19 protein-coding genes are annotated in these 18,126 nt (G+C 71.1%); 6 read left to right on the forward strand and 13 right to left on the reverse strand.

Annotation, left to right across the window (positions count from 1 at the left end):
* Positions 1–88: 88 nt before the first annotated feature.
* The 3 genes from truB to MAA44156_RS09950 are packed head-to-tail and all read right to left on the reverse strand — an operon-like array spanning position 89 to position 2,621.
* Positions 89–985, reverse strand: coding sequence for a tRNA pseudouridine(55) synthase TruB (truB, locus tag MAA44156_RS09940; RefSeq protein WP_023879667.1), 897 nt, complete (start codon positions 983–985; stop codon positions 89–91).
* The gene (pptT, locus tag MAA44156_RS09945) at positions 982–1,659 is read right to left on the reverse strand and encodes a 4'-phosphopantetheinyl transferase PptT (RefSeq protein ID WP_009978041.1); all 678 of its coding nucleotides are present in this window, start codon (positions 1,657–1,659) and stop codon (positions 982–984) included. Before pptT ends, truB begins: the two co-directional genes overlap by 4 nt.
* Positions 1,656–2,621, reverse strand: a complete 966-nt coding sequence (locus MAA44156_RS09950) for an ACP phosphodiesterase PptH (protein WP_009978042.1) — start codon at positions 2,619–2,621, stop codon at positions 1,656–1,658. The genes pptT and MAA44156_RS09950 overlap by 4 nt, the downstream gene beginning before the upstream one ends.
* A gap of 129 nt (positions 2,622–2,750) precedes the next feature.
* Here MAA44156_RS09950 and MAA44156_RS09955 point away from each other — a divergent pair, with 129 nt between their 5' ends.
* Positions 2,751–3,341 (forward strand): DUF3558 domain-containing protein, encoded by a 591-nt coding sequence (locus tag MAA44156_RS09955; RefSeq protein ID WP_009978043.1) that lies wholly within the window; start codon positions 2,751–2,753, stop codon positions 3,339–3,341.
* 3 nt (positions 3,342–3,344) lie between these two features.
* A complete protein-coding gene (locus MAA44156_RS09960; protein ID WP_009978044.1) occupies positions 3,345–5,072 on the forward strand; it encodes a CocE/NonD family hydrolase in 1,728 nt (575 codons plus the stop codon).
* On the opposite strand, the gene MAA44156_RS09965 is transcribed toward MAA44156_RS09960, so the two are convergent.
* A complete protein-coding gene (locus MAA44156_RS09965; protein WP_009978046.1) occupies positions 5,031–5,591 on the reverse strand; it encodes a DUF1802 family protein in 561 nt (186 codons plus the stop codon). The two genes, MAA44156_RS09960 and MAA44156_RS09965, sit on opposite strands and share 42 nt — an antisense overlap.
* A complete protein-coding gene (locus MAA44156_RS09970; protein ID WP_009978047.1) occupies positions 5,588–5,857 on the reverse strand; it encodes a DUF2277 domain-containing protein in 270 nt (89 codons plus the stop codon). Before MAA44156_RS09970 ends, MAA44156_RS09965 begins: the two co-directional genes overlap by 4 nt.
* A gap of 70 nt (positions 5,858–5,927) precedes the next feature.
* On the opposite strand from MAA44156_RS09970, the gene MAA44156_RS09975 reads away from it, so the two are divergent.
* Together MAA44156_RS09975 and MAA44156_RS09980 are read left to right on the forward strand one after the other, a co-directional pair.
* Positions 5,928–6,677 (forward strand): enoyl-CoA hydratase, encoded by a 750-nt coding sequence (locus tag MAA44156_RS09975; RefSeq protein ID WP_009978049.1) that lies wholly within the window; start codon positions 5,928–5,930, stop codon positions 6,675–6,677.
* A 57-nt stretch (positions 6,678–6,734) separates the two neighbouring features.
* Positions 6,735–7,301: a hypothetical protein gene (locus MAA44156_RS09980; protein WP_009978051.1), complete on the forward strand. Its 567-nt coding sequence runs from the start codon at positions 6,735–6,737 to the stop codon at positions 7,299–7,301.
* A 17-nt stretch (positions 7,302–7,318) separates the two neighbouring features.
* On the opposite strand, the gene MAA44156_RS09985 is transcribed toward MAA44156_RS09980, so the two are convergent.
* The 6 genes from MAA44156_RS09985 to rimP form a co-directional block, all read right to left on the reverse strand.
* Positions 7,319–8,314: a DHH family phosphoesterase gene (locus tag MAA44156_RS09985; RefSeq protein WP_023879663.1), complete on the reverse strand. Its 996-nt coding sequence runs from the start codon at positions 8,312–8,314 to the stop codon at positions 7,319–7,321.
* Positions 8,289–8,777, reverse strand: coding sequence for a 30S ribosome-binding factor RbfA (gene rbfA / locus MAA44156_RS09990; protein WP_003875146.1), 489 nt, complete (start codon positions 8,775–8,777; stop codon positions 8,289–8,291). Before rbfA ends, MAA44156_RS09985 begins: the two co-directional genes overlap by 26 nt.
* Positions 8,778–8,883: 106 nt before the next feature.
* On the reverse strand, positions 8,884–11,661 hold the full coding sequence (gene infB / locus MAA44156_RS09995; protein ID WP_121035643.1) for a translation initiation factor IF-2: 2,778 nt from the start codon (positions 11,659–11,661) through the stop codon (positions 8,884–8,886).
* Between the two features lie 75 nt (positions 11,662–11,736).
* A complete protein-coding gene (locus MAA44156_RS10000) occupies positions 11,737–12,069 on the reverse strand; it encodes a YlxR family protein (protein WP_073578851.1) in 333 nt (110 codons plus the stop codon).
* Positions 12,070–12,154: 85 nt separating this feature from the next.
* Entirely contained in the window at positions 12,155–13,210 is a 1,056-nt protein-coding gene (nusA, locus tag MAA44156_RS10005; protein ID WP_003875144.1) for a transcription termination factor NusA, read from the reverse strand.
* Positions 13,207–13,740 carry a ribosome maturation factor RimP gene (gene rimP / locus MAA44156_RS10010; RefSeq protein WP_023879661.1) on the reverse strand — a complete coding sequence of 178 codons (534 nt, stop codon included), beginning with the start codon at positions 13,738–13,740 and terminating at the stop codon, positions 13,207–13,209. Before rimP ends, nusA begins: the two co-directional genes overlap by 4 nt.
* Positions 13,741–13,956: 216 nt before the next feature.
* On the opposite strand from rimP, the gene MAA44156_RS10015 reads away from it, so the two are divergent.
* Positions 13,957–14,496: a hypothetical protein gene (locus MAA44156_RS10015; RefSeq protein WP_003875142.1), complete on the forward strand. Its 540-nt coding sequence runs from the start codon at positions 13,957–13,959 to the stop codon at positions 14,494–14,496.
* Positions 14,493–14,939: a ferritin-like domain-containing protein gene (locus MAA44156_RS10020; protein ID WP_003875140.1), complete on the forward strand. Its 447-nt coding sequence runs from the start codon at positions 14,493–14,495 to the stop codon at positions 14,937–14,939. The genes MAA44156_RS10015 and MAA44156_RS10020 overlap by 4 nt, the downstream gene beginning before the upstream one ends.
* Here the strand turns inward: MAA44156_RS10020 and MAA44156_RS10025 are convergent, their stop codons facing one another.
* Positions 14,940–16,688, reverse strand: a complete 1,749-nt coding sequence (locus MAA44156_RS10025; protein ID WP_009978059.1) for a proline--tRNA ligase — start codon at positions 16,686–16,688, stop codon at positions 14,940–14,942. It abuts the gene before it with no gap.
* A 57-nt stretch (positions 16,689–16,745) separates the two neighbouring features.
* Positions 16,746–17,984, reverse strand: coding sequence for a GNAT family N-acetyltransferase (locus MAA44156_RS10030; protein WP_009978061.1), 1,239 nt, complete (start codon positions 17,982–17,984; stop codon positions 16,746–16,748).
* Positions 17,985–18,126 lie beyond the last annotated feature (142 nt).

The following is an 18,126-nucleotide window of genomic DNA, read 5'->3' on the forward strand; positions in this document are numbered from 1 at the left end:
GCCCGACCAACCGTTGGGCCGGGGCAGCTAAAGCGTGGGCCGGGCGGCTAAAGCGTCGCCGGGCTGGACCCGATGGCCCGACTCCTCCTCAGGACGTACCGTCCTGCATCGTCGCCGGGCGGATGACGACGACCGATCTAGTCCGCGCGCCCTCGTCGCGCAGCAGCGCGATCACCCGGCCGTCGGGGGCGCAGGCGGCATACACTCCGTCGATCCTGGCCGCCGCCAGGGCCCGGCCGTTGCCGGCGGCCTCGGCCTCGTCGGCGGACAAATCGCGGCGCCCGAAGATCAGCAGGCATGCCTCGTCCAGGCCGTAGCTCAGCCGCGGGCACTCGGCCAGCTCGTCGAGCCCATACGCCTGCTCAAGCCCGAAGCGCCCGACCCGGGTGCGCCGCAGCGCCGTCAGATGCCCGCCCACCCCGAGCGCCGCGCCCAGGTCGCGGGCCAGCGCCCGAACGTAGGTTCCCGACGAGCAGTCCACCTCGACGTCGACGTCGACGCACTCACCGGCGGCGCGCACATCGCGCACCTCGAACCGGTCGATGCGCACCGGGCGGGCCGGCAGCTCGACGGCCTGGCCCTCGCGGACCAGCTTGTAGGCCCGCTTGCCGGCCACCTTGATCGCGCTGACGGTCGAGGGCACCTGGTGGATGTCGCCGCGCAGCCCGCCCACCGCCGCCTCGATCGCCTGGCTCGTCAGGTGCCGCGCGTCGACGCTGCGCACCACGTCGCCCTCGGCGTCGTCGGTGGAGGTGGCCTGGCCCAGCCGGATGGTGGCCGAGTACGACTTGGCGGCCGCGGTCAGCAGGCCCAGGATCTTGGTGGCGCGCTCGACGCCGAGCACCAGCACGCCGGTGGCCATCGGGTCCAGCGTCCCGGCGTGCCCCACCCGTCGGGTCGCGAAGATCCGGCGACACCGGCCCACCACGTCGTGACTGGTCATTCCCGCCGGCTTGTCGACGACGACCAGCCCCGGAGGGCTCATAACACGATGGCGGTCAGCACCAGCCCGCGCGCCACCGACCACCGGCCGGACAGCGCGGTCAGCGGCGGACCGCACAGCGCCGCCGGATCGATCAGGATCCGCGAGACGAAACCGCCCGTCGTCGCGCCCGGGTGATCGGCCTCGAAGGTGATGTGGGCGTCCTCGAAGCCCAGCCAGCGCCGCGTCAGCGGGAACCAGGCCTTGTACGTTGCCTCCTTGGCGCAGAACAGGATTCGATCCCAATGCAGATCCCCGGGCAAGACAGACGGGATCTCGGAACGTTCGGCGGGCAGGCTGATCGCGTTCAGCACCCCGTCGGGCAGCACGTCGTGCGGTTCGGCGTCGATGCCCACCGAGCGCACCGCGCCGGTGCGGCCCACCACCGCCCCGCGATAGCCCGTGCAATGGGTGAGACTGCCCACCACGCCGTCGGGCCAGCGGGGTTCTCCCTTCTCTCCCTTGAGGATCGGCGCCGGGGGCAGGCCGAGCTCGCCCAGCGCGATGCGCGCGCAGTGCCGCACGGTGATGAACTCGTTGCGCCGCTTGGCCACCGACCGGGCGATCAACGGCTCCTCCTCGGGCAGCGGGGCCACCCCCGGCGGATCGGAGTACACCTCCGAGTAGGCCAGGCCGTCCGATGCGGGGAGCACCGAGGAGACCAGCGTGCCCGTCATCGTGACTGCCGCTGCCGCAACCGTTCCCGGAACTGCGTGGCCTGCCGGCGCATCTCGGGAGTGATCTCGAAGTGACCGCCGAAGTCGTTGAGGTAGCCCGGCGCGTACTGGGGATCCGGCAGCACCTGGCGCAGCCAGCCGTAGGGCTTGCGGCGCCGCCACTCCCGCGGATAGCCCACCGACACCTCCTCGAACCGCACGTCGTCATACCAGGTGGTGCGCGGGATGTGCAGGTGGCCGTAGACCGAGCACACCGCGTTGTAGCGGGTGTGCCAGTCGGCGGTCTTGGTGGTGCCGCACCACAGCGAGAACTCCGGGTAGAACAACGCGTCGCACGGCTCGCGTACCAGTGGGAAGTGGTTGACCAGCACGGTCGGCGTCATCCAATCCAGCGCCTCCAGCCGGGCGCGGGTGATTTCCAGCCGTTCCCGGCACCACGCCTCCCGGGTGGGATAGGGCTCCGGGGAGAGCAGGAACTCGTCGGTGGCCACCACGTTGCGGTCCCGCGCGATCATCAGGCCCTCGGCCTTGCTTGCGGCCCCGTCCGGCAAGAAGCTGTAGTCGTAGAGCAGGAACATCGGCACGATGGTGGCCGGGCCGCCGCGCTCGGTCCACACCGGGAACGGATGCTCGGGCGTGATGACGCCGATCTCGTCGCACATGTTGACCAGATAGTCGTAGCGGGCCTTGCCGAAGACCTGCACCGGGTCGCGGGTCGTGGTCCACAGCTCGTGGTTGCCCGGCACCCAGATCACCTTGGCGAACCGCTGTCGCAGCAGGTCAAGGGCCCAGCGGATGTCGTCGGTGCGTTCGGCGACGTCGCCGGCGACGATCAGCCAGTCCTCCGGCGACGACGGATGCAGCGACTCCGTGACCGGCTTGTTGCCCAGATGCCCGGTGTGCAGGTCGGACACCGCCCACAGCGTCGGTTGTCCCGCGTTGCTCGATTCCTGGCCTGCCACGACTCCCCACCCTAACGACTCCACCGCGCCACCCCCGCTCCGATTGGAACAAGTTCTTGTCGGGCTGTGACGCCGCGCACCCGACTTGTACACTCCCGGCAAGGAACCGCTGAGGCGTCAGGGGGTGTCGTGTTCGCCAATGTTCGGCTGTTGGGGGCGCTGGGTGCGCTGCTCACAGCGGCCATCGCGGGCACCGCGGGGGTGCTGAGCGCCCCACCCGCGCCGGACGGCGGCGCCGCCGGGCCCGTCGAGCTGCGATCGACCGCCCAGCCGCTGGAGACCACCATGAAGAGCCCCATCGTGGCGACCACCGACCCGCGCCCGTTCGACCCGTGCGAGGACATCCCGTTCGACGCCGTCCAGGGGCTGGGGCTGGCCTTCACGCCACCCGAACACGAGGACGGGCTGCGCTGCCACTTCGACGCCGGGAACTACCAGGTGGCCGTCGAGCCGATCATCTGGCGCACCTACGAGCAGTCGTTGCCCGCCGACGCGGTCGAGACGACGATCGCCGGCCACCGCGCCGCGCAGTATTGGGTGCTCAAGCCCACCTACCACAACAGCTACTGGTTCTACTCCTGCATGGTGGCGTTCAAGACCAGCTACGGCGTGCTGCAGCAGGCGCTGTACTACTCGACCGTTTACTCCAATCCCGAGGTCGACTGCATGCAGACCAATCTGCAGCGCGCCAACGACCTGGCCCCCTACTACAAGTTCTAGGCCGTGAGTCTGACTTCACTTCGCCCGGCGCAGCCGGCGCTGCACACGCTGCGACACCTCGGCGGCAGGGCCGCCGGCCGGCTGCTGGGCCTGCCTCCGGCCACCACCGACTACACCGTGCGGCGGGTCGCGGTGCCGATGCGCGACGGCGTCGAGCTGGTGGCCGACCACTACGCGCCCGCCACCTCCGCGCCGGCCGGCACCCTGCTGGTGCGCGCCCCCTACGGACGCGGGTTTCCGTTCGCGCTGGTGTTCGGCGGGTTGTACGCGGCGCGCGGTTATCACGTTGTGCTGCAAAGCGTGCGCGGAACGTTCGGCTCGGGCGGGGTGTTCGAGCCGATGGCCCACGAGGTCGCCGACGGCGCCGACACCGTGGCATGGCTGCGCGAACAGCCCTGGTTCACCGGCCGCTTCGCCACCATCGGAATGTCCTATCTGGGGTTCACGCAGTGGGCGCTGCTGCAGGACCCGCCGCCGGACATGGCCACCGCCGTCATCATGGTCGGTCCGCACGACTTCAACGAATCAACTTGGGGCACCGGGTCGTTCGCCGTGAACGACTTCCTCGGCTGGAGCGACATGGTGTCGCATCAGGAGGAACCGGTGCGCGCCCGGGCCGCGCTGCACCAGCTGCGAGCCCGCCGCAAGGTGGCCGAAGCGGCGGCCGGGGTGCCGCTCGGCGAGGCCGCCCGGGCGCTGCTGGGCACCGGCGCGCCCTGGTTCGAATCCTGGATCGAACACGCCGACCCATCCGATCCGTTCTGGAACTCGTTGCGGTGCAATGAAGCCCTGGACCGGGTGCGGGTGCCGGTGCTGTTGGTCGGCGGCTGGCAGGACCTCTTCATCCGCCAAACCCTGCAGCAGTACGCGCACTTGCGCGCCCGCGGCGTCGACGTCGCGCTCACCGTCGGCCCGTGGACCCACACCCAGCTGCTCACCACCGGGCTGGGTGTCTGCACCCGGGAGTCGCTGCAGTGGCTGGAGACCCACCTGGGTGACGCGCCCGGCCGGCGGGCGGGCCGGGTGCACGTCTACGTCACCGGCGTGGACCGGGCCCGCGCCTGGCGCCGCCTACCCGACTGGCCCCCGGCCACCACCGAGCGCGCGCTGTACCTGCGCCCCGGCGGCTACCTGGGCGAGACGGCGCCGAGCCTGAAAGGGTTGGCGCCGGCCACCTTTCGTTACGACCCGGCCCACCCGACGCCGACCACCGGCGGTCCGCTGCTGTCCCCCAACGGCGGTTACCGCGACGATACCCGGCTGGCGTCCCGCGACGACGTGCTGGCGTTCACCAGCGCCACCCTCACCGAGGACGTGTACGTGTACGGCAACCCGGTCGTCGAGCTCGCGCACGGCGCCGACCATCCGCACGCGGATCTGTTCGTGCGGGTGAGCGAGGTCGACGCAGCGGGCCGGTCGCGCAACGTCACCGAGACCTACCGGCGGCTCAGCGCCGCGGCAAAACCCAAGGCCGACAAGGTCATTCGCCTCGAACTGGACGGCACGGCCCACCGCTTCCGGGCCGGCTCGCGCATCCGGCTGCTGATCGCCGGCAGCTGGTCGCCGCGCTACGCGCACAATCTGGGCTCGGGCGAACCGGTGCTGACCGCCCGGCGGCTCACCCCGGTCACCCACAGCGTGCGCTACGGGCGCTCCCGGCTGCTGCTGCCCGTCGGGCCGGCCGAGCCGTCAGCCGACGGCGTCGCGGACCCGGTCGGCGACGGCGGCTAGCGTTTCGTCATCGTGAACCGGCGGCCCCAGCCGAGCGTGCACCGGCAGCTGCACCCAGCTCTTGCAGCCGGCGTAGTCCGGCGTGCGGGCCAGCCGCACCGGCTCGGCCAGCGGCGTCACCGACACCACCAGCACGGCCAGCTTGTGCTTGGGGCGGAAGTCGAGCCGGTCGGCGCGCACCGACTCGGCCGTCCAGATGTGCAGATCCTCGATGGCCGGCAGGCCGTCCGGCCGGTTGACCGGAACCGCCGCAACGACTTTCGCGGCCGCGCGGATCACCAGCTCGTCGTCGGTGCTGTCGGCGGCGGCGGGCGCCAGCAAGTCTTGATGCTCGGGCCGCACCCGCTGCGCGTGGCTGTGCGCGACCGTCGGGAACAACAGGAATTCGCCGGCCGCCAGCTCGAACCGCTTCTCCCCGATGCCGCCCTTGCGCAGCAGCACCCGCTGCCGCCCGTCCAGCAGCGCGTGCACCGCCGCACTCCACTCCTTGAGCGCGAGAGTCGTTGTGGCGAGCGTCATTTCGCTCCCGCCAATCGCGCGATCACCTCGGGTCGGCGCAGCGGCGGGACCGTCTTGGGCGGTTGACGCCGCGGCGGCAGCGCGGCCAGCAGCCGCGTCGTGGCCTCGGTGACCTCGGCGACCGCGGCCTCGAAAACGTCGGCGTTGGCCGCCGACGGGCCGGTGATGCCGCTGACCTTGCGCACGTATTGGCGCGCGGCCGCCGCGATCTCCTCGGCGGTGGCCGCCGGCTGCAGACCGCGCAGTTCGGTGATGTTCCGGCACATGGGTCCAACCATAAGCGCTGCGGCCAGGGACCGCCTCCGCTCGCATCGGCCGGCTGGCTACGGTAAACGCATGACCGACGAGATCCTGCTGAGCAACACCGAGGAGCGGGTGCGCACCCTCACCCTCAACCGGCCCCAGGCCCGCAACGCGCTGTCCGCGGCGTTGCGGGACCGCTTCTTCGGCGCCCTGGCCGACGCCGAGACGGACGACGACGTGGACGTCGTCATCATCACCGGCGCCGATCCGGTGTTCTGCGCGGGGCTGGATCTCAAGGAGCTGGGCGGCTCGTCGGCGCTGCCGGACATCTCGCCGCGCTGGCCGGCGCTGACCAAGCCGGTGATCGGCGCCATCAACGGCGCCGCGGTCACCGGCGGGCTGGAGCTGGCGCTGTATTGCGACATCCTGATCGCCTCGGAGAACGCCCGCTTCGCCGACACGCACGCCCGGGTCGGCCTGCTGCCCACCTGGGGGCTGAGCGTGCGGCTGCCGCAGAAGGTCGGCATCGGCCTGGCCCGCCGGATGAGCCTGACCGGCGACTACCTGTCGGCGGCCGACGCGCTGCGGGCCGGGCTGGTCACCGAGGTGGTGCCGCACGACCAGCTGTTGGGCGCCGCCCGGGCCGTGGCGGCCTCGATCGTCGGGAACAACCAGAACGCGGTGCGCGCGCTGCTGACCTCCTATCACCGCATCGACGACGCGCAGACCAGCGCGGGGCTGTGGCAGGAGGCCATGGCGGCCCGGCAGTTCCGGACCAGCGGCGACGACATCGCCGCCAACCGGGAGGCGGTGCTGGCGCGCGGCCGCTCCCAGGTCCGCTGACCGGCACCGACCGGGCGCTCCGTTGGGTCTCATCCGCCGACCCAATACGATCAGCAGATGCGTGCGGTGGTCGGCGTCACCAGGGTGCTCGGCGGGCTCGCGCTGGCGGCCATCGCCGCGGTGGCGCCGCGGGCGGTCGCGCAGCCGCCGGGCTTCCCCAACCTGGACGGTTTCACCGCCGTCCCGTCCGACGGCTACCTGACCAGCGGCGCGCCGGGCAGCCCGCCGCGGATCGGTTTCTCCACCCCCTACGCCGTGGCCTGCGACTTCTACGGCGGGCCGGCGCCGGTGCCGCAGCCGTCCCAGGACATCAAGTGCAAGGGCGACATGTCCGGGATGGACGACGTGCCCTTCCCCGGCGGCCCGCCCCGCCCGGGCGACTGCGTGCTGGGCACCGTCGATTTCAAGGGGCCGGGCTACCAGTTGAGCCGGATGTCCTACGGCGGGTGCGACGGCAATCCGGCCCCGCTGCCGTCCGGCGGCAAAACGCTGGGCGCCGGCCAGAAGCTGACCTACCTCAACGTCACCTGCGCGGTGGGAGCCGACCACCTCATCGCCTGCCTGGACACCACCAGCGGCGACCACGGGTTCGTCGTGCAGCGCACGGGCAGCTGGGCGTTCTGAGAACCTGGAAAGCCGTGCTACCCCAGGGCGGCGCGCAGCGAGGCCACCGCGTCCTCGATCGAGCCGGTGGTCGAGTAGCCGGCCGCCAGCCGGTGCCCGCCGCCGCCGAACCCGGAGGCCACCGCGGCCAGGTCGACCTGCGCCTTGGCCCGCATCGACACCGACCACTGCCCCGGCGCGATCTCCTTGAACACCGCGGCCACCTCGGCCTGCTGCGTGGTGCGCACGATGTCGACGATGCTCTCGACTTCCTCCGGGCGTGAGCTGATCCAATCCTGGTTGCCGACAACGGCATACACCAGGCCGCGGCCCCCGACCGCGTCCGGCAGCAGCTGCGCGGAGGCCAACACGCGCGACAGCAGCGGCAGCCATCCGAACGGATGAGTGTCCATCAGGGCCCGGCTGATCGCGGCGTTGTCCACGCCGATGTCGACCAGCCGGGCGGCCAGCCGCAGCGCCCGGGCGCTGGCCCACCGGAACGAGCCGGTGTCGGTGGTCAGGCCCGCGTAGATGCAGTGCGCGACGTCGTGGTCGATGGGCTTGCCCCAGGCGTCCAGGATGTCGGCGATCATCATCGTCGTCGAATCAGCCGCCACGTCAATGAAATTGGCGGTGCCGAACACGTCGTTGGAGGCGTGGTGGTCGATGACCAGCACCTCGCGGCCGGTGACCGCCAACTCACTCAACACGCCCAGCCGCTTGACGCTCGGAACATCAACGGTGACAACCAAATCCGCGTCGCGCCGGATCTCGTCCGGCCTGACCAGCAACCGGCAGCCGGGCAGCGACGCCAGCGACTCGGGCAGCCCGGCCGGCTCGGCGAAACTCACCTCGACCCGCTTGCCGCACTTGTCCAGCACCAGCCCCAGGGCCAGCCCGGCCCCGATGGTGTCGGCGTCGGGATGCACGTGCGCGATCACCGCGACGGTGCCCGCCCGCGACAGCAACTCGACGGCGCCGTGCGCATCCACGCGGACGCCGGTCAGCTCAGTATTCGGGTTGGTCGTCGTCACCGATGCTCCCGTCCCGGCCGGGCTCGACGCCCGATCCGCTCTCCCGGTATGGATCGGCCTCCCCAGCCGGCTTGGCGCCGGACCGAACCCGCGCCAGATCAGCGTCGGCGGCGCGGGCCCGGGCCAGCAATTCGTCCATCCGCGCCACGCTGTCGGACGTGGTGTCGCGGGTGAACGTGAGGGTGGGGGTGAAACGCACGCCGGTGCCGGCCCCGACCATGGTGCGCAGCGCGCCCTTGGCCCGCTCCAGCGCGGCCGCGGCGGCGCCGTAGTCCGGCTCATCGTCCAGCGTGCGTCCCATCACCGTGTAGAACACCGTGGCGTCGTGCAGGTCGGCGGTCACCTTCGTGTCGACGATGGTGACGCCGTCCAGTCCGGGATCCTTGATCTCGAACTCGATCGCCGAGGCGACGATCGTGTTGATCCGCTTGGCCAGACGGCGGGCCCGCGCCGGGTCAGGCATTCGGATTCACCGCCTCCTCCTCATCACTTCGTTCTGCATCGTCGGCGGTGGTCGGATTCACCGCCTCCTCCTCATCACTTACGCTTCGCATAGTCAGCGCAGCTTGTCAGGTGCGCTCTTTTTGGACCAGCTCGTAGGACTCGATGACGTCGCCTTCCTTGATGTCGGAATAGCCCAGCGTCATACCGCATTCGAAGCCCTCGCGGACCTCGGTCACGTCGTCCTTCTCCCGGCGCAGCGAATTGATCGTGAGGTTCTCGCTGACCACCACGTTGTCCCGCAGCAGCCGGGCCTTGGCGTTGCGGCGCACCACCCCGGAGGTGATCATGCAGCCGGCAATGATGCCCACCTTGGAGGACCGGAAGATCGCCCGGATCTCGGCGCGGCCCAGCTGGTTCTCCTCGTAGATCGGCTTGAGCATGCCGCGCAGGGCCTTCTCGATCTCGTCGATCGCCTGGTAGATCACCGAGTAGTAGCGGATCTCCACGCCCTCGCGGTTGGCCAGCTCGGTGGCCTTGCCCTCGGCGCGCACGTTGAAGCCGATGATCACCGCGTCCGACGCCGACGCCAGGTTGACGTTGGTTTCGGTGATGCCACCGACACCGCGGTCGATGACCCGCAGCGCCACCTCGTCGTCGATCTGGATGCCCATCAGGGCCTCTTCCAGCGCCTCGACCGTACCGGCGTTGTCGCCCTTGAGGATCAGGTTGAGCTGGCTGGTTTCCTTCAGCGCCGAATCCAGGTCCTCGAGGCTGATCCGCTTGCGCGACCGTGCCGCCAGCGCGTTCCGCTTGCGGGCGCTGCGCTTGTCGGCGATCTGCCGGGCGATCCGGTCCTCGTCGACGACCAGCAGGTTGTCCCCGGCGCCGGGCACCGAGGTGAACCCGATGGCCTGCACCGGCCGCGACGGCAGCGCCTCCTCGACGTCGTCGCCGTGCTCGTCGACCATGCGCCGCACCCGGCCGTAGGCGTCGCCGGCGACGATCGAGTCGCCGACCCGCAGCGTGCCGCGCTGGATCAACACCGTTGCCACCGGCCCGCGGCCACGGTCCAGGTGCGCCTCGATCGCCACACCCTGGGCCTCCATGTCCGGGTTGGCGCGCAGGTCCAGGGCGGCGTCCGCGGTCAGCAGCACCGCCTCCAGCAGCTGGTCGATGTTGGTGCCCTGCTTCGCGGAGATGTCGACGAACATCGTGTCGCCGCCGAATTCCTCTGGCACCAAACCATATTCGGTGAGCTGCCCGCGGATCTTCTGCGGGTCGGCACCCTCGACGTCAATCTTGTTGACGGCCACCACAATCGGCACGTCGGCCGCCTGCGCGTGGTTGATCGCCTCCACCGTCTGCGGCATGACACCGTCGTCGGCGGCGACCACCAGGATCGCGATGTCGGTGGCCTTGGCGCCGCGGGCACGCATGGCGGTGAACGCCTCGTGACCCGGGGTGTCGATGAAGGTGATCGGGCGCTCCACCCCGTCGTGCTCGACGGTCACCTGGTAGGCACCGATGTGCTGGGTGATGCCGCCGGCCTCGGCCTCGCGGACGTTGGCCTTACGGATCGTGTCCAGCAGCCGCGTCTTACCGTGGTCGACGTGACCCATCACGGTCACCACCGGCGGCCGGGTCTGCAGGTCCTCCTCGGTGCCCTCGTCCTCGCCGTAGGTCAGGTCGAAGGACTCCAGCAGCTCGCGGTCCTCGTCCTCGGGCGAGACGACCTGAACGTTGTAGTTCATCTCGCTGCCCAGCAGCTCGAGCGTCTCGTCGCCAACCGACTGGGTGGCGGTCACCATCTCGCCGAGGTTGAACAGCGCCTGCACCAGCGACGCCGGGTTGGCGTCGATCTTCTCGGCGAAGTCGGACAGCGACGCGCCGCGGGCCAGCCGGATGGTCTCGCCGTTGCCGTGCGGCAACCGCACGCCGCCGACGACCGGGGCCTGCATCGAGTCGTATTCCTGACGCTTCTGCCGCTTGGACTTGCGGCCACGCCGCGGCGCACCACCGGGACGGCCGAACGCGCCGGCCGCACCGCCGCGCTGCCCGGGACGGCCACCGCCGCCGCCACCGGGGCGGCCGCGGAAACCACCGCCACCACCGGGCGGGGCGCCGACGCCGCCGCCGCGGTAGTTGCCGCCGCCGCCGTCACGACCGCCGGGCCCACCGGGCCGGCCGCCGCCGGGCCGCGGGGCTCCGGGCCGCGCCGGGCGGCCCGGGCCGCCGACACCGCCGGGACGCGGGGGCATGTTGCCCGGCGACGCGCCGGGCCGCGGCGCACCCGGGCGGGGCGCTCCGGGACGCGGCACCGGGCGCGGGATGGGCCGATCGACCGGCTGGGCCGACGAGAACGGGTTGTTGCCGACCCGCGGCGTGCGGGCGGCGGGCTTGGGTACCGGGCCGGGACGCGGGCCCGGCGTGGCGCCCGGGCGGGGCGGTTGCCCCGGGGCGGGCGGCTTGGGCTGCCCGGGAGCCGGCGCCGACGGCCGCGCGGCCGCGGGCCCCGGTCGGGCCGGGGCCTCGGGCGTGGCCTGCGCGGCCGGGGTGGTCGCGGTGCCGCCGGGCTGGGCGGGCGGCGCGGCCGCCTCGCCGTTGCCGCCGGCCTTGATCGCGTTGTCCAGGGCGGCGTCCAGCGCCTTGTCGGGCGCCTTGACGTCGCCCTTGGCCGCGGTCTTCGCGTCGCCCTTGGCCGCGGCCTTGGCGGGTGCCTTCGCGGCGCCCTCGGCGGCCTTGCCGCCGCCGAAGGACTCGCGCAGCCGGCGCGCCACCGGCGCTTCTACCGTCGACGACGCGGATTTGACGAATTCGCCCTGTTCATTCAGTCGGGCGAGGACTTCCTTGCTGGTGACACCGAGTTCCTTTGCCAACTCGTGTACGCGGGCCTTACCTGCCACTACTTCTCCTGTCTATGAGGCGACAGTCGTGGGGCCGCGCCTCGTGTTCAGCTATGACGCATTGTCATCGGGACTTCACGGTGTGCTCATGTTCTTTGCTACCTGTTCTGTCGCCGGGCGCTCGGGCGCATGGAGGGACTCTATGTGCTCGACCACCGCGGAGGTGTCCGGTGAACCGGTGATCCGCAGCGCTTTGGTGAAAGCACGCCGCCGGATCGCCTGCTGGGCGCACTGCGGCGCGGGATGCAGCCACGCACCCCGCCCCGGCAGGTTACCGGCTGTGTCAACGATCGCGGCGAATTCGCCGTTCCCGGTGGGCACAGCCACCACGCGAAGCAGTTCGACGGCCAACTCTCGCTTCCGGCACCCGACACACGTTCGCACGGGTCCCGAAGGCTCACGCTGGATCACGGCTCAGTCTAGCGTCACCGAATCGATGGTCAGCACCACCCGAGCCTGTCCGGCCGCGCCCGGAGTGTCCCGGACCGTGCGGTCAGCGGTCGTGGGCCATTCCGTGCGTGGCGCCGTGCTCGGGCCGGCTCTCCGAGTGCCCGCCCGCGCCGCCGGGCGAATCGCCGCGGATGTCGATGCGCCAGCCGGTGAGCCGGGCCGCCAGCCGCGCGTTCTGGCCCTCCTTGCCGATGGCCAGCGACAACTGGAAGTCGGGCACCACCACCCGGGCGGCCCGGGCGGCCTGGTCGATGATCGACACCGAGACCACCTTGGCCGGCGACAGCGCGTTGGCGACGAACCGGGCCGGGTCGTCGTCGTAGTCGATGATGTCGATCTTCTCCCCGGAGAGCTCGCTCATCACGTTGCGCACCCGCTGGCCCATCGGCCCGATGCAGGCGCCTTTGGCGTTCAGCCCGGGCAGGTTGGACTTCACCGCGATCTTGGAGCGATGCCCGGCCTCGCGGGCCACCGCCACGATCTCCACCGATCCGTCGGCGATCTCCGGGACCTCCAGGGAGAACAGCTTGCGGACCAGGTTGGGGTGGGTGCGCGACAGCGTGATCAGCGGCTCGCGCGCGCCGCGGGTCACCCCGATGACGTAGCAGCGCACCCGGTTGCCGTGCTCATAGCTTTCGCCGGGCACCTGTTCGGCGGCCGGGATGACGCCCTCGGAGGCCTTGGTCTCGGTGCCCATCCGGACCACCACCAGGCCGCGCGCGTTCGCGCGGCTGTCCCGCTGGATCACCCCCGCGACGATCTCGCCCTCGCGGGTGGAGAACTCGCCGTAGGTCCGCTCGTTCTCGGCGTCCCGGAAGCGCTGCAGCATCACCTGTCGCGCGGTGGTCGCGGCGATCCGGCCGAAACCCTCCGGGGTGTCGTCCCATTCGCTGATGACGTTGCCGTCCTCGTCGGTCTCCCGCGCGATCACCTTGACGACGCCGGTTTTGCGGTCGATCTCGATGCGGGCGTCGTTCTGGTGGCCTTCGGTGTGCCGGTAGGCGGTCAGCAGCGCAGACTTGATGGTCTCGAGCAGCTCGTTGACCGAGATGCCCCGATCCACCTCGATCGCGTGCAGTGCGGCCATGTCGATATTCATCTGCGCCGCTCCTCCGTCTTGTCGCTCCCCACACCCGCCAGTTCCAGCTCCGCCTGCGCAGGGGGCGAAAACTCCACCTGGACAACGGCTTTGACGACGTCACCGAGCGGAATCTCGCGTATCGCCAAGTCCCGGCCGGCGCGGACCACCAGGGCGACGGTGTCGTCGCCCGTCTCGCCGACCCGGCCGGTCACCGTCGAGTTGTCCGACAGGACGACGTCGACCTTGCGGCCGCGGGCGCGGCGAAAATGCTTGGGGGTTCTCAGCGGTCGGTCCACCCCGGGCGAGGACACCTCGAGCACGTAGTGGTCCTCGATGGTGTCGAGCTTGTCCAGCAGCGCCGACGCCGAGCGGGACAACGTGGCCGCGGCGTCGAGGTCGAGGCCGTCGTCGCCGTCGGCGATCACCGTGATGCGCGGTGGACGCGCGCGTGCGTCGATGACCACGTCTTCGATCTCGTATCCGGCGCGCGCAAACTCTCCACCGAGTAGCTCGATCACCTGCGTCTGGGACGGTAGCCCGGTGGTCACGGCGAGCTCCTCATCTTGAGTTGTCCGGTCATCTGGCGGATGTTCGCCACCCCGATGGCCTCGCGGGCGGCTTCCGGTGTCCCGGCGGAGCACACAGCCCTTCAGGGTCGGCCCTCCGCGAGAACCAGCTATCCACGATACGCCAGGAATCAGCGATGACGGGGTGATCGCGTCCTGGCATCGAGCCCGCTTTCGCGCCGATGGCAGGATGTCCTTGTGCCTAGCGCAGTTCCGCCCGTCAACAGGCGTGTCAACAGGCGTGAGGTCCTCGCCGGTGGCGCGGCGCTGGCCGCGCTGGGAGCGGTGTCCGCCTGCAGCAAGCCCGCGCCCAAGCCGCCGCCGGTCGAGCAGCTGCTGGGCCCGCTGGACCAGGCCCGCCACGACAGTGCGCTGGCCGGCGCCGCCGCCGCGGCCCTGGGCAACCCGCCGCAGGTCGCCGCCGCGCTGACCGTGGTGGCGAGCCAGCGCGCCGCGCACGCCCGCGCGTTGTCCACCGAGATCTCGCGGGCGGCCGGCAAGCTCGCCACCTCCTCGACCAGCGAGACGACCAGCCCGAGCCCCGCGCAACCGGCCGGGCCGCCACCACCCCCGCCGCCGGTGTCCGACGTGATCAACGCGCTGCGCGCCTCGGCCGACAGCGCCAGCCGGCTGGTGGGCACCGAATCCGGCTACCGGGCCGGGTTGCTGGCCTCGATCGCGGCCTCCTGCACGGCGTCCTACACCGTCGCGCTGGTGCCCGGGGGGCCGTCGATATGACCTCGGGCAAGGACGCCGACAACGCGGCGCTGTGCGACGCGCTGGCCATCGAGCACTCGACGATCTACGGCTACGGGATCGTCTCGGCGATGTCGCCGCCCAGCGTCAACGACATGGTGGTGGAGGCCCTCGAGCAGCACCGGCAGCGCCGCGACGACGTCATCGCCATGCTGACCGCCCGCAAGGTCACCGCCCCGGTCGCCGCGGCGGGCTATCAGCTGCCCCTGGTGGTGGGCAGCCCGGCCGACGCCGCGCGGCTGGCCGCCCGGATGGAGAACGACGGCGCCGGGGCGTGGCGCGTCGTGGCCGAGCACGCCGAGACGGGCGACGACCGCGCGTTCGCCGCCACCGCCCTGGTCCAGAGCGCGGTGATGGCGGCCCGGTGGAACCGGGTGCTGGGCGCCTGGCCGATCACCACCAGCTTCCCGGGCGGCAACGACTGACTAGCCGCGCAGGGCGGCCGCGATGTCGGCGGCAAGCGACGGCCCGGTGGCCAGCTCCCGGGTCTGGCCGGCGAAACGGTCGCGCAGCTCCACCACGCCGTCGGCCCAGCCCCGGCCCACCACCACGATCCACGGCACGCCCAGCAGCTCGGCGTCCTTGAACTTCACCCCCGGCGAGGCCTGACGGTCGTCGAGCAGTACCTCGACGCCGAGCCGGTCCAGGTCGTCGGCCAGCGCGGTGGCTCCGGCGCGCGCCTGCGCGTCCTTGTTGGCGATCACCAGGTGGACGTCGAACGGCGCCACCGACGCGGGCCAGCGCAGGCCCAGCTCGTCGTGGTGCTGTTCGGCGATGACGGCCACCATCCGCGACACCCCCAGGCCGTAGGAGCCCATGGTGAGCCGCACCGGCTTGCCGTCCTCGCCCAGCACGTCGGCGGTGAAGGCGTCGGTGTACTTGCGGCCCAACTGGAAGATGTGGGCGACCTCGATGCCGCGCGCGGACACCAGCGGCCCGGCGCCGTCCGGCGACGGGTCGCCGTCGCGCACCTCGGCGGCCTCGATGGTGCCGTCGGCGGTGAAGTCCCGGCCCGCGACCAGCCCGACGACATGGCGGCCCGGTTCGTCGGCCCCGGTGATCCAGCTGGTGCCGTCCACCACGCGCGGATCGACCAGGTAACGAACTCCGTTGTCCTTCAATGCTTTCGGACCGATGTAACCCTTCACCAGGAACGGGTACCTGGCGAAGTCGGCGTCGTCGAGCAGCACGTACTCGGCCGGCTCCAGCGCCGCGCCCAGCCGCTTGTCGTCGACCTCACGGTCGCCGGGCAGGCCGATGGCCAGCAGCTCCCATTCCCCGCCGGGCTGGCGCACCTTGAGCAGGACGTTCTTCAACGTGTCGGCCGCGGTGACGGTGCGGCCCAGGCCCGCCCGGTTGGCCCAGTCGACCAGGGTGGCGATGGTCGGGGTGTCACCGGTGTCGTGGACCACCGCCTCGGGTAGACCCTCGACGGGTTGCGGGTCCGGGCGGGCGGTGATCACCGCCTCGACGTTGGCCGCATAGCCGGACTCCAGGCAGCGCACGAAGGTGTCCTCGCCGACCGGGCTCTCGGCCAGGAACTCCTCGGAGGCGCTGCCGCCCATGGCGCCCGACACCGCGGACACGATCACGTAGCGCACCTGCAGCCGCGCGAAGATGCGCTGATAGGCCTCCCGGTGTGCGTGATAGGCGGCCTTGAGCCCGGCGTCGTCGATGTCGAACGAGTAGGAGTCCTTCATCACGAACTCGCGCACCCGCAGGATGCCTGCCCGTGGCCGCGCCTCGTCGCGGTATTTGTTCTGGATCTGATACAGCAGCACCGGAAAGTCTTTGTAGGAGCTGTATTCACCCTTGACGGTCAGGGTGAACAGCTCCTCGTGGGTGGGCCCCAGCAGGTAGTCGTTGCCGCGGCGGTCCTGCAGCCGAAAAACGCTGTCGCCGTACTCGGTCCACCGGTTCGTCGCCTCGTACGGCGCGCGCGGCAGCAGGGCGGGAAACAGGATCTCTTGGCCGCCAATCGCATTCATCTCCTCGCGGACGATGTGCTCGATCCGGCGCAGCACCCGCAGCCCCAGCGGGAGCCAGCTGTACAGCCCGGGCGCGACGGGCCGGATGTATCCGGCCCGTATCAGCAGCTTGTGGCTGGGCACTTCGGCGTCGGCGGGGTCGTCGCGCAGGGTGCGCAGGAACAGCTGGGACATCCGGGTGATCACAGCGGGCTAGCCTAGCCTGGCGACCGGGTCGCCCTCACCGGCGCGTGTGCGCCGGCGTCAGAACAGCGTGCCGCAGTAGGGCGCCCGTTGCGTGGTGAACGCGGCGTCCAGGTCGAGCAGCGCACCGCTGCGCAGTTCGGTGATGCGGTCGGCCTGGTGGAGTTCCCAGGCGCGATGCGCACCCATGTAGATCGATCCCAGATCGCCCAGACCGATCTTGATGTCGGCGGGCCCGTCGTGCGGCGTGCAGGTTCCGACGCCGTCGCGGATCCGCAGCAGGAACCGGCCGCCGGCCACCCCGAGCGGGTCGGTGACGTCCAGCACCAAATCCGCGTCGGCGCGGTAGGCCCGTTTCGGAAGCACCTCGGGCACATTCATGATCCGCATCCACAGAAAGTCGTTGACCTTCGTGGTCTGGGCGGCGAGCTGGTCCTTCAGCTTGAGCGGGAGCGGGTCGTCGACCGGCGTCTCGATGACGCTGTTGTCGAACATCTTCAGGCTCAGCAGGGTCGCGAGCAGGTCGGTGTGCGCCTCGGGGGTGATCGGGCAGAAATCCTGGACGATCAGGTTGCCGAAGGGCCGGCGGAACGCGTGCGGTGACGCGCCGATCACCCGGTAGGTCATGAAGCCGTCCGGGTGCACGACGTAGTTCAGCGTTGATCCGTTGTCGCGCTGGGTCACCCGGTCCTCCAGGACGTCGGCCCACCAGGCCCGGCTGCGGCTCAGCGCCCCGGGCGTCACCGCGCACCATCGGTCGTAGAGGTCGGGCAGCAGCCCCCGCGCCTCGTCGGCCTCGACGACGCGCGCCCGGTTCCGCTCGGGCTTGGCGCGCAGGTCGGTGAAGCGCGGCTCGATGTTGTAGGTGCGGGCGTAGCTGGCCACTCCGGCGCCCAGGATCTCATACACCGTGGGCTGGGTCGGAACGCCGCACAGGATCGGATAGTTGCGTTCCTGCAGGATGCCGAAGCCGCGGATGCTGAGCTGCTGCCAGACGCCTCGCCCCAGATGCGTTGCGGCGACGGCGATCATCGCCAGCCAGGCCGCCTTCAGGGTGGCGCCGCCCGGCACGGTGAGCCGCAGCTTGTAGCACAACGAGGTACCGACCACGGTCGGCCGCGCCGGATCGGAGACGTCCTCGGCGACCAGGATGTCTTCCAGGTCGACGCGGCGTTTCCAGGCTTCGACGTCGGCCGGGTCCACCGAAACCCCGTAGGCGCCCGCCTGATTCGCATAGACCGCCTGCCAGTCGTCCTCGGTGGCGAATCTGATCCTGATCGTGTCGTCGGTGGTGTCCATCCTCGTCCCATCGCGTCGGCGGGCATGCATCGGGCGACACTTCGGTTCGTGGAGGCTTCGTGGAGCTGCGCTGGGGGTCACTGGGGGCTCGTTGAGCCGAAGGCACCGCTTGATGCACTACCCCGCCGAACACCCGGCCAAT

Origin of the sequence: Mycobacterium avium subsp. avium (genome assembly GCF_009741445.1) — a bacterium.
Classification (GTDB): domain Bacteria; phylum Actinomycetota; class Actinomycetes; order Mycobacteriales; family Mycobacteriaceae; genus Mycobacterium; species Mycobacterium avium.

Excerpts from the sequence above, each read along its gene's own strand:
- MAA44156_RS10030 (WP_009978061.1), bottom strand. The coding sequence starts at position 17,984 with ATGGACACCACCGACGACACGATCAGGATCAGATTCGCCACCGAGGAC.
- rbfA (WP_003875146.1), bottom strand. The coding sequence starts at position 8,777 with ATGCCTGACCCGGCGCGGGCCCGCCGTCTGGCCAAGCGGATCAACACG.
- MAA44156_RS09975 (WP_009978049.1), top strand. The coding sequence starts at position 5,928 with ATGACCGACGAGATCCTGCTGAGCAACACCGAGGAGCGGGTGCGCACC.
- MAA44156_RS10020 (WP_003875140.1), top strand. The coding sequence starts at position 14,493 with ATGACCTCGGGCAAGGACGCCGACAACGCGGCGCTGTGCGACGCGCTG.
- MAA44156_RS09970 (WP_009978047.1), bottom strand. The coding sequence starts at position 5,857 with ATGTGCCGGAACATCACCGAACTGCGCGGTCTGCAGCCGGCGGCCACC.
- MAA44156_RS09980 (WP_009978051.1), top strand. The coding sequence starts at position 6,735 with ATGCGTGCGGTGGTCGGCGTCACCAGGGTGCTCGGCGGGCTCGCGCTG.
- truB (WP_023879667.1), bottom strand. The coding sequence starts at position 985 with ATGAGCCCTCCGGGGCTGGTCGTCGTCGACAAGCCGGCGGGAATGACC.
- MAA44156_RS09965 (WP_009978046.1), bottom strand. The coding sequence starts at position 5,591 with ATGACGCTCGCCACAACGACTCTCGCGCTCAAGGAGTGGAGTGCGGCG.
- pptT (WP_009978041.1), bottom strand. The coding sequence starts at position 1,659 with ATGACGGGCACGCTGGTCTCCTCGGTGCTCCCCGCATCGGACGGCCTG.
- nusA (WP_003875144.1), bottom strand. The coding sequence starts at position 13,210 with ATGAATATCGACATGGCCGCACTGCACGCGATCGAGGTGGATCGGGGC.